Here is a 10,912-nt window from a genome sequence, read left to right as displayed (position 1 = left end):
TCAACCTGTTCGACAATGCTCAATTTAAAGCCCAATGTATAATCACGCTGACTTCGTCTGCGCCTTGCTGTTTCTTCCTTTCCCATAATAAGTCCTTTTTGTGTCAACTTATTTCAGGACGGGACACGGGTAAGAAAAAAAGGGCAGCGATTTCGCTGCCCTTTTTTTTGCACTAACCGATGAACTACACTGATTACTAATCCAGCTGCTCCCGGATAACCCTGCTTAAATAGCTGATTGGGCAGGGTTTATTCAGAACCACTTCACGACTACGATCCAGCTGTGATGTCAAAGCACCTTTAGAGTCATATCCTGTCAAATAGACCACTTTCACTCTGGGATCAATGGCTCGCATCTCTTTTACAGCCGCAGGCCCACTCATAATTGGCATCACCACATCCATCATCACCAGATCAACTCTGCCGGGATTGGCTGTAAAGCGTTCAACGGCCTCTCTGCCTTCGCTTGCCACAAGCACCTGATAACCCAGATTCATCAAAATCGACTTGTTTGTTGTTCGCAGTTGCACATCATCATCCACCAGCAGGATTGTTTCGCCTCTGCCTTTGTGAATATCATCATCGTTATGATCAGCATGGCTTACATCCCCCTCATCTAAAGGCAGATAGACCCTGAATCGACTGCCTTCACCGACGCTGCTTTCAACTTCCACAACACCCCCGTGATCCCTGACGGAGCCATAAACCATCGCCAACCCCAATCCCGTTCCTTTACCCACATCTTTGGTGCTAAAAAACGGATCAAACAGGCTAGGCAGGTTCTCATCAGGAATTCCCTCACCATTATCCTGAACCTCAATCACGGCGAAATGTTCACTTTTTATCTCCGGATGCCGTTCTTTAAAATCAACATCAGCGTCAAACTCCTCCAGTGTAACAATAATCTCCGGAGCCTCACTGCCATGCAGGGCATCACGTGCATTATTCACCAAATTAAACAGAATCTGTTGCAGTTGGGTAGAGTTGGCGTTAACAGACAGCTCATCACAGTTGATTCTGGTAGTGAATTGGAGATTCTCCTCCAACGCTCTGCCTACCAGCTTGTTGGCCTCTTTAAAGAATGGCACAAGCGAGAATCTCTTTTTGCTCACCTCCTCCTGACGGGCAAAGGTAAGAAGCTGTTTGATCATATCAGCAGCTCGAAAGCCTAGTTCATCAGCAGATTCAAGCGATTTGTTAACCATTTCAGAATCATCTGATGAGTGTCTGGCCAGATAGATCGAGCCCAGCATGGCGGCAAGAATATTATTAAAATCGTGTGCGATACCGCCAACCAGTGTGCCGAGCGCTTCCATCTTCTGGGCCTGGCGAAAATTCTTTTCACTCTCGTTCAGCTCTGCTGTTCTCAGCTTCACCAGCTCCTCAAGATGGAGGCGATACTGCCTTAACTCCAGATGGGTTCGAATTCTGGCATGCACCTCATCAATATCGAATGGTTTGGTGATATAATCAGCTCCGCCAATGGCAAAACCGCGCACCTTTTCAATGGGTTCATCCAGGATACTGAGAAATATAATGGGGATATTGCGCCCCTTCTTATCAGCCTTGATATGCTGACACACCTCGTAACCATCCATGCCAGGCATCTTGATATCCAGCAGAATAAGGTCGGGTGAGTTGGTACTGTTGACGATTTCAATTGCCTTCTCTCCACTTTCGGCTACCTGCACGCGATACTCGTCTGAAAGTGCAGAAATCAGTCCATGTACATTTTCCGGCATATCATCAACCACCAGAATTCCGGGAGAAGTTTGTGTCATCTTCTCCTCATCGATTCCAAATACCAATGGCGTTCTGCGATAGTGTTTCAGTTCAAGCTGTGTAAGCACACGCCTTTTAAGCAGATCAGCATTCACAGGTTTGGTGATATAGTCAGCTGCCCCCAGATTCAAGCCTCTGGCCTCATCCGTAGCCTCCGCCAGTGCGGTAACAAAAATAACCGGAATCATTGCTGTTACAGGATCACTCTTAAGCCTCTTGAGCACCTCATAGCCATCCATGCCCGGCATTTTGATGTCCAGTAGGATCAGATCAGGCTGAGGTTCATTTGCCGCAAGCTCCAGCGCCTTTACGCCATTGGTCGCAACAAGAAGGGAGTATTGATCTCGTAATACATTCATCATGCCATGCAGGTTTTCAGCCACATCATCAACAATGAGTATTCTATATTTTTTATCCTTGTTCTCACTCATCTCCAGCCCCCTTTCTGCTTACCTTCTCATCCTCACCAACTTGCTCGCGCAACCTCTCGAGCTGCTTGAGAACGCCATCAATCTCAAACAGCTCCATGCTGGCGCTCATCTCACCTACTGCTTGCTCTATGGCCGTCCCGGCGACTCCAGCACGAATTTTACCCAATAGATCTTCTGCAGCACCCACATCACTCTCTAGCAGAATTTTCAATGCTGCGAGCTTAGCTAGCAGCTCTTCCCTCTCCATCACATCTGCAGCCAGCGGCTGTTCAGATGCTGGCATGGTCAAGCCATCGATTTCATCCATGGTTTGCTGAAGCAACATACGCATTTGTTCAAACTGTTGAAGTTCAGGTGTTTTCCCATCTTTGAGCAATAGATCAATTTCAGTTGCGCTATCAAACAGTGCATCTGCTCCGAGTGCACCAAACACACCCTTGATGGCATGGCAAAAATCCTCAGCAGCCTGCATCCTCTTGCTGTTGACCAGTTGTTGTAATTTGTCCACAGCATCGGGATAGCGTTCACGGAAGCGTTTCAGCTGCTTGCGGTAGGCTTGCGGTTTGCCTCCAATGCGTCGGATTCCCGCTACGGCATCGAAATGCGAGAGGTTCATCAGATCGGCAGGATAGTCGGAGAGTTCTGTATCAACAGCGCTATCAGCAGAAGCCGATATAGCTTTATCTGTCACCGGCAGCCACTTGCTCAACGCCTGAATTAAACGCTCCGGCGAAACCGGTTTGGTGATGTGATCACTCATGCCCGCCTGCAGACATTTTTCCGCATCTTTTGCCATCGCCATGGCAGTCATCGCTATGATCGGAAGATCAGCAAAGCGCTTATCTCCTGACTCATCCAGCAAAGCTCGAATTTCCTCTGTTGCCTGCAGTCCATCCATAACTGGCATCTGGATATCCATTAACACGCCGTCATAGGATTGTTTTTGCACCATGGCAACCGCTTCTTCTCCATTAACTGCTTCATCCACGCTTACATTCATACTCTGCAAAAGCTCTGTGGCGAATTCACGGTTGATGTCGTTATCCTCGACCAGAAGCAAATGTGCCCCAGCGAAGCCATGTGAGTCCAGCGAACGGTTATCTTTCACCTGTTGTTTACCCGACTCAAGAATACGACCTCGGCCCAGAACGGAGAGCGTTGTGTCAAGCAATGTAGATGGTGAGACCGGTTTAAGCAGAAACCCATCCACGCCGGCCTGTTTAGCCAGATTCATCACCTCTTCGCGACCGAATGAGGTAACCATCACCACTTTTGGCTGCGGCTGAATATTGCAATCGGCATGGATACGTTTGGTCGCCTCATCACCGTTCATGCCGGGCATCCGCCAATCCATCAACACAATATCAAATGGTTTGGCGGTACTGTTTTCCAGTTTTTCAATGGCCGCACTGCCACTATTCACGATTTCAGTATCGATATGGAAGAATCGTAACATCTCGCTAAGGATTTCAGATGAGGTCTCATTATCATCGACCACCAGTGCACGCACCCCTTTAAGTAATGGCCCCGCCTGTTCGGCCAGTTCATGACGATGAACCTGTGCCTGCAGGGAAACAGCAAGCTTCACTGTAAAGCAGAACGTACTCCCCTGATCTGGCACAGAATCCTCAATCCAAATACGCCCCCCCATCAACTCAACCAGCAGCTTACTGATCGCCAGGCCAAGGCCTGTGCCTCCGAATTGACGGGTGGTGCTCTGGTCAGCCTGGGTGAATTTATTGAACACCAGTTTCTGCAATGCTGGCGTCATACCAATGCCTGTATCGCGTACTGCAATCTGCAACGTCATGCTCTTTTTCGTCGATTTCAGGCAGTGGAATGAGAGCTCCACCTCACCCGCATCCGTAAACTTGATAGCATTACTGCACAAATTAAGTAGCACCTGCCCCAGTCGTAGTGGATCACCTATCAGTGTGATCGGGATATTGGCATCATAGCGAATGAGGAATTCAACCCCCTTCCGCTCAGCCTGAAAGCCGATGGCATCGGTTAACTGCTCAAGCACGCTATCGAGAGAAAATTCAATCGACTCAACATCCAGCTTACCTGCCTCAATTTTAGAGAAATCAAGGATGTCGTTGATAATAGAGAGCAGAGAGTTGGCTGCTCCCTGTGCCTTGGCGAGATAATTATGCAATGCCGGTGGCATCTCGGATCTGAGGGCAAGGTAGAGCATACCCAGCACAGCATTCATCGGCGTACGCAACTCATGCGACATATTGGCCAGAAAATCAGCTTTTGCGCGCGTTGCTTCTTCGGCCTGCTCTCTGGCATTCTCCATCTCCAGCATAATTTCACGCTCTCTGGAGATATCCTCAACAACCATCACAACGCCTTTACTCAAGTCATCATGATCGAGCGCATGAATACCCGAGCGGGCCCAGAAGCGGGAACCATCTTTACGCACAGCCCATCTCTCGCAGCGATGAGTCTTATTGATGCCTAACTTCTGATACACCTCCTGATCAATGCGGGCGTAGATTTCATCATCCTCATACCACATACGTGTGGAGAGCCCCACCTGTTCACCCGGTTCGTAACCGTACATCTCATCCATGCGACGGTTACAACTGATGATGACTCTATTGTTAATCATCGCAATGCCGGCACTGGCTGAATCGAAGATGGCATGCATCTGCATATTGGCCTGCTCAATCTGCCCTTTTGATTTTTCCATCTCCTGCATGATTTCACGTTCTTTGCTGATATCCTCAATGACCGCCACAATCCCTTTGCTCAGATCATTATGATCAAGTGCATGAATGCCAGCCCGGGCCCAGAAGCGGCTGCCATCTTTGCGTACAGCCAGTGTCTCGCTGCGATGGGTCTCATCAATGCTTATTTTCTCATACACCTCCTGCCCGATTCGGGCATAGGTCTCATCATCGGCATACCAGATACGTGTGGATTGCCCCACCTGCTCACCCGGTTCGCAACCGTACATTTCATCCATGCGACGATTACAACTGGTGATCACTCTGCCTTTAATCATTGCGATTCCGGAACTGGCCGAATCGAAAATGGCAAGCATCTGCATATTGGCCTGTTCAAGCTGATCTTTGGCCTTTTCAGCCTCATCCCTTGCGGCCTGCGCCAACCGTTTCTGTTGGTTTATCTTAAAGTTCCAGACCAACACACCCAGAATAATCAGCACAAAAGCCAGCACCAACTTCCAAATCAAAGCGTAGTCTGTGATGGCTTCATATTTGACGTTGACCCACTTCTCGGAAATCTGCTTGCGCTCTGCCTTACTGATGGTGGCCAGTCCTTTGTTGATCATGCTGGTCAGTTCCGGCCAATCCTTTCTGACTGCAAAATGGAGATTGCCAGCCTCAGGGGAGACCGCACCGGCAACCTTGAGATTAGTCAGATTCATTTTCCGAATCCAGTACATCGCCGATGCCAGATTACCCACAAACACGTCATTTTTACCCTTGGAGACAGAGAGAATAGTCTCCTGCAACGTCGGGAATATTTCCGGAACGATGGCTGAGTGATCTCTAAGGTAGCCTTCGTGCGAGCTGTTGGCCTGCACAGCAACCCGCTTATCTTCGAGATCACTTAAATCCACTACGAAGGGCGCATCCGAACGGGCAATGGCTACCCGGTAGTATTGAATATATGCATCGGAGTAATCAAAAAATTGTTTACGCTCCTGGGTGAGGCCGATACAGGGCAACACGTCTAACTCTCGGGCTTTGGCCTTGGCCACAGCATCTTTCCATCCGCTTTGATGGGCAATCACCATATTCGTTCCGAGGCGCTCATTAAGCAACTTGATATAATCGGAAACCATGCCGCTGTATTGACCAGCCTCATCAATAAATTCGAACGGGATAAATTCAGGATCGATACCCAGTCGAATGATGGTATGATCTTTTATAAAGGCTTTTTCGTTTCTGCTCAGCTGAATAGTCTTCTCTGCTGCCTCAACAGACTTGCTCCAGTTCTGCAATATCTGCTGGTGCCTATGCTCGGCCATGGCGCTCAATGCTTCATCCAGCATAGCTGTCAATTCAGGCCAGTCATCACGCACTCCCATAGAAAAACCCTGAACGGGTATCTCCACAAAACCGGAAAGACGCAAGGTGGTCAAGCCGAACTCCTTGATTTTGTAACTCATGGTGCCTGCATCGGCTATCATCGCCACGGCTTTTCCCGCCAACACAGCGTTCAAGCCCTCAATCACCGTGGTTACATAATAGGGTTGAATATCCGGCTGCCGCTCAAGCACCTGTTTGCTGGCAGCATAATCTTTAACCAACACCACTTTTTTACCCGCCAGATCGGCAAGCGCCTGTGCCGAAACAACCCCGGTTGGCGACATAATTGCCAGCTGATAGCGTATATAAGGAGCCGTGAAGGAAAGATATTTTCCACGCTCCGGCGAGGCCGTTACAAGAGGCAGTAAATCAATCTGTTTATCTTTGGCATGGTTCAAAACTTCAGACCAACTGAGGCCCGTTACAACTTCAAACTTAACACCCAAGACCTTTGACAGCTCTTTGAGATAATCACTGGATATACCGCTATGTTTATTGTACTGATCAACAAATTCGTAGGGTGGAAAGTCGGCATCCACACCCACCCTGATCACAGGATGCGCTTTCAGCCACTGCTTCTGCTGAGCCGTCAACAAGGGCATGCTCACGATTTCCCTTGCGGCGAGTGCTACTCCCCCCCATTTTTTGACAAGCTGCTGCTTTTCGCGAGGCGTAATCGCTTCCACTGCCTTATTCATCACCGACAGAAGTTCGGGATTGTCATCTCTGATATGAAACCGCATAGCTGAAACATCAGAATCAATATAGACCGCCTCAAATTCATCCAGAAAACCACTGTTGATGAAATAGGCTGCTGTCTGATATGAGTCAAGCCATGCATCCACCTCACCTGTCAATACAGCATTCAAACCATCCTTCACCGTTTCGTAGTAGACAATCTCATTGTTCTGTAGCGCATCTATCTGAATCCAGTCGGGATTCACCCCTTTATACATGGCGATCTTTTTACCTGTGAAATATTCGAAAGAAAATGGTTTTTCGACAGCCCCTTTTTTAACAAAAAGCCCCAGATCAATTGAGGCATAAACGGATGAGCTTAGGTATCTTGAGTCGTTTCCTGGCTTAATAAAATAGGCAGCTGCCTGAATCTCGTTTTGCTTCATTCTTCTGATTAATTCGGAGTCATGCACTGCTTTGATTTCAAACTTGATGCCCAGTTTCTTCCCCAGTGCTTTCACCACATCAATCGTGACGCCATTGGCCTCCCCTGCCGCATCTATATAACTGTATGGCTCAAGATTGGTTGGAACCAACAACTCGATCATCGGAGCTGTTTTAAGCCAATCTCGTTCTGCTTCAGTTAAGTGCAATGATGTAATATAGGCGCTGTTTTGAGCAAACAGGTGAGCTGAAAACCCCGTAACCAGAAGGCAGCAGAACAGGGTAGAGGATAAAAGCCGAATAAAAGAGCTGGCACGCATGGCATTACTATAGACCATTTTGCTAAGTATCAGCAAAGATTAGATCCCCCCCCCCTCTCTCTTGAGATTAATATTATTCATGGAGATTACAAACGTAACTGAATCATCTTTTGGAAACCAAATAACGCTTGAACATCCATATTCCCTCGTAATGTTGTCTATCCATTATAGACAGGAATGCCCGTATCCACCACTTGAAATAAAAAAGGCCCCCACTTGCGTGGAGGCCTTTTCATTTTTTCGACTGTGAAGTCTGGACTTACTTGTGTGCGCCCACTTTTTCACGCCAGTCAGCGCCGTAGATCTTGTCGGCGTCAGCTGGGAATGAATCGAATGCACGTGCGAACTCGTTATGAGTCTTAGCGTATTCGATTGGGTCAGTACCGGATGTCCAGCACTCGTATGCCTGGCTAAGAGACTTAGCACCAGCAGCAGGGCTGTCGATGTGGCCGAATGAACCACCACCACAAGTGTTGATCACGTTGCCATGGCCAAGGTTCTCGAAGAAACCTGGCAGACGCAGTGCGTTCATACCACCGGAGATGATTGGAGCAGTTGGCTTCATGCCATACCATTTCTGGTTGAAGTAGTGACCCATGCACTCGTCACGCTCAAGCATGTATGCAAGAACAGTCTCGTTGCCGTGGCCTTCCATCTTACCGTAGCCCATGGTACCAGTGTGGATACCAGAAGCGCCTGAAAGACGGGAGATCTTCATGTAGCAGAGTGGATCCATGCCCATTGGGGATTTATAAGAAGTCAGAGCGCCATGGCCAGCACGATGGAAGTGCAGGAATGTGTCTGGGAATGCACGACGTGCAGTGGTAACACCAGCAGGACCAGTTACGAAACCATCAATCAGGAATGCAACATGCTTTTCGTTACCGTATTTAGCGAAGGACTCAAGGATGAAGTCACCACGTTTGATGCACTCAGTATGCCAGTCAGCTGTAGCATTGGCAGAGAAGATCTTAGCCTGGCCAGTTTCCTGCTGTACACGATCCATGGTCTCAGCAACCATAGGGATAACAGTTTCCATTGGGCAGAACGGCTGATTAGCCTGAGGCTCATCATTCTTGATGAAGTCGCCGCCAAGCCAGAACTGGTAACATGCCTTAACAAATGGCTCAGGACGCAGACCCAGTTTAGGTTTGATGATAGTACCGGAGATGTAACCACCGTTTTCACGTGGACGACCCAGAACTTCCCACATATCAGCAATGCCAGTACTTGGGCCATCAAATTTCTTGATCATGCACTCAGGAACCATGAAGTCGAGCATACGCAGACCATCATGATCGCCCATGCCCTGGTTGTTACCCAGAATCAGTGACCACATGTGTGACACATTGAAGTGACCATCACTCAGGTTCGGGTCAAACAGAGGGACCGGGTAAGCGATTTTCATCAAACCGCCGCCTTTGACAGGGTCATCGCCAAATGCAGTTTCATCAATTTCATATACCAGTGCATCTACGCCACGGGTAAAGTCATCTGTAGTAGATACTTCAACGTTTGTACCTGTTGAAGATTCAGCTGCAACGTGAGCAGCTACTTCCAGGAAGCCATAGCCTTCGGCTGGAATAAGTTTATAAGCAACAAGCAGATGCTGGCCGCCTGCGATCAGGTCGTCTTCATTGAGACTGAGATCGGCGTAACGATTCGATTGATCCATTAGAGTGTACCCTCCAAATTTTTTTATATAAAGGAAGCTTGAAGCCCCCCTCCTTCGCGGTAGAGCACTTTAGTCCTCTTTGGCGACGTTGTGAAGTATAGAAGTGGGTTCCATAATGTAAAATCAAAGGTTATGATGCGCAGTATAAATTTTACTTATAGGTAGGTTTTATGAACATTACCCTGAAGCAGTTGAAGATACTCGAAGCGGTCGTTGAACATAATAGTTATACCGATGCTGCCAAAGCGCTGTTCATGACCCAGCCAGCAGTATCCATGCAGGTTAAACAGATGGAGCTGCAGATCGACATGCCGCTATTTGAGAGAGACGGCAAACAGGTATCACTGACTGAAGCCGGTGGTGAGCTACTGCACTATGCCCGTAATATCCGCCAGCAGCTGGATGAGGCGGAGCTGATGCTGGAGGAGCTCAAGGGGCTCAAGCGGGGTAAATTACACCTCACCATGGCCTCGACTGCCAACTACTTTGCCCCTCAATTGATTGCCGCCTTCCATCACGACTATCCCGGCGCACAGGTGACGCTTGATGTGACTAACCGAAGCGGCCTGCTTGCCTCACTGGATAACAACACCACCGACATGGTGATCATGGGTAAACCTCCGAAAGGGCACAATGTGAATGCGATCCGCTTTATGGATAACCCACTTGTAGTTATTGCATCCCCCGCTCATCCACTGGCCAAACAGAAAAAGGTCATTCCACTGCGCGATCTGGCTGATGAACCGTTTATTGTGCGTGAGCGCCAATCAGGCACACGCATTGCCGCAGAAAATTTTTTCGCCGTTCATGACCTGCAATTAAAGGCAGGCATGGAGATGAACCGCTCCGAAGCGATCAAACAGGCTGTCATGGCTGAACTTGGACTTGGAATCGTCTCACTTCATACCATTGAGATGGAACTGGCGCTGAAAAGAGTCGTAGTTCTAAAGATTGAAGATTTCCCTATTATGCGCCAGTGGTTCATTGTCTATCGTAATGGCAAACGCTTTGCTGCCATACCGGAAGCCTTTAAAAACTATGTACTTGAACATGCCGAATCACTAATCAATATCGTGCCACTTGATATCAACCATAAGGATACCCCATGAAAAACAGCCTACAGGCCACGCTTGAGTTCGATTTTCGCGGTGAGCGATTCACTCCTAGCATCACCGTCGACCTGGACAGCGCCATCATAAGAAATGGCCACTTGGAAAAACTCTATGACATGCTGGCCACATCGATTGGCCTGGACTCCTACAGATATGAATACGATGTTATGGTCATGCAAGAGATCACCTTTTCAGAGCCCACAGGCTTAGCCTGCGAATTCATCTGCGATGGAAAATTCGATTTCGATGGTTTTGCACTGCAGTGGGCGCGACAACAGATTATAACGGCAGTTCAACCGATTGCCGAAAAACATCTGAATATATCGGACCTTGCACAACATAAGGATATTCAAGCGGCCCTGATCGAGTGCTATCAGGCTGGCCAGAAAAAACGCCCTAAATAACAA

General features: G+C 48.3%; 5 protein-coding genes. 2 read left to right on the top strand and 3 right to left on the bottom strand.

Features of this window, described 5'->3' with window-relative positions:
• Positions 1 to 196: 196 nt before the first annotated feature.
• The 3 genes from F3F96_RS12110 to F3F96_RS12100 form a co-directional block, all read right to left on the bottom strand.
• On the bottom strand, positions 197 to 2,212 hold the full coding sequence (locus F3F96_RS12110) for a response regulator (RefSeq protein ID WP_176963540.1): 2,016 nt from the start codon (positions 2,210 to 2,212) through the stop codon (positions 197 to 199).
• Positions 2,205 to 7,562 (bottom strand): transporter substrate-binding domain-containing protein, encoded by a 5,358-nt coding sequence (locus tag F3F96_RS12105; protein ID WP_176963539.1) that lies wholly within the window; start codon positions 7,560 to 7,562, stop codon positions 2,205 to 2,207. The genes F3F96_RS12110 and F3F96_RS12105 overlap by 8 nt, the downstream gene beginning before the upstream one ends.
• A 415-nt stretch (positions 7,563 to 7,977) precedes the next feature.
• A complete protein-coding gene (locus F3F96_RS12100) occupies positions 7,978 to 9,393 on the bottom strand; it encodes a ribulose-bisphosphate carboxylase (protein ID WP_176963538.1) in 1,416 nt (471 codons plus the stop codon).
• Positions 9,394 to 9,563: 170 nt separating this feature from the next.
• Between F3F96_RS12100 and F3F96_RS12095 the strand changes: the two genes are divergently transcribed.
• Both F3F96_RS12095 and F3F96_RS12090 read left to right on the top strand, forming a co-directional pair.
• Positions 9,564 to 10,502 carry a LysR family transcriptional regulator gene (locus F3F96_RS12095; protein WP_176963537.1) on the top strand — a complete coding sequence of 313 codons (939 nt, stop codon included), beginning with the start codon at positions 9,564 to 9,566 and terminating at the stop codon, positions 10,500 to 10,502.
• Complete coding sequence (locus tag F3F96_RS12090) at positions 10,499 to 10,909, top strand: hypothetical protein (RefSeq protein WP_176963536.1); 411 nt, start codon at positions 10,499 to 10,501, stop codon at positions 10,907 to 10,909. The genes F3F96_RS12095 and F3F96_RS12090 overlap by 4 nt, the downstream gene beginning before the upstream one ends.
• Positions 10,910 to 10,912: the final 3 nt, after the last annotated feature.

The sequence above is a fragment of the Mariprofundus sp. NF genome (assembly GCF_013387455.1).
Lineage (GTDB): Bacteria > Pseudomonadota > Zetaproteobacteria > Mariprofundales > Mariprofundaceae > Mariprofundus.
The sequence above is the reverse complement of the archived record's forward strand: the minus strand, read 5'-3'. Positions and strand labels throughout refer to the sequence as shown.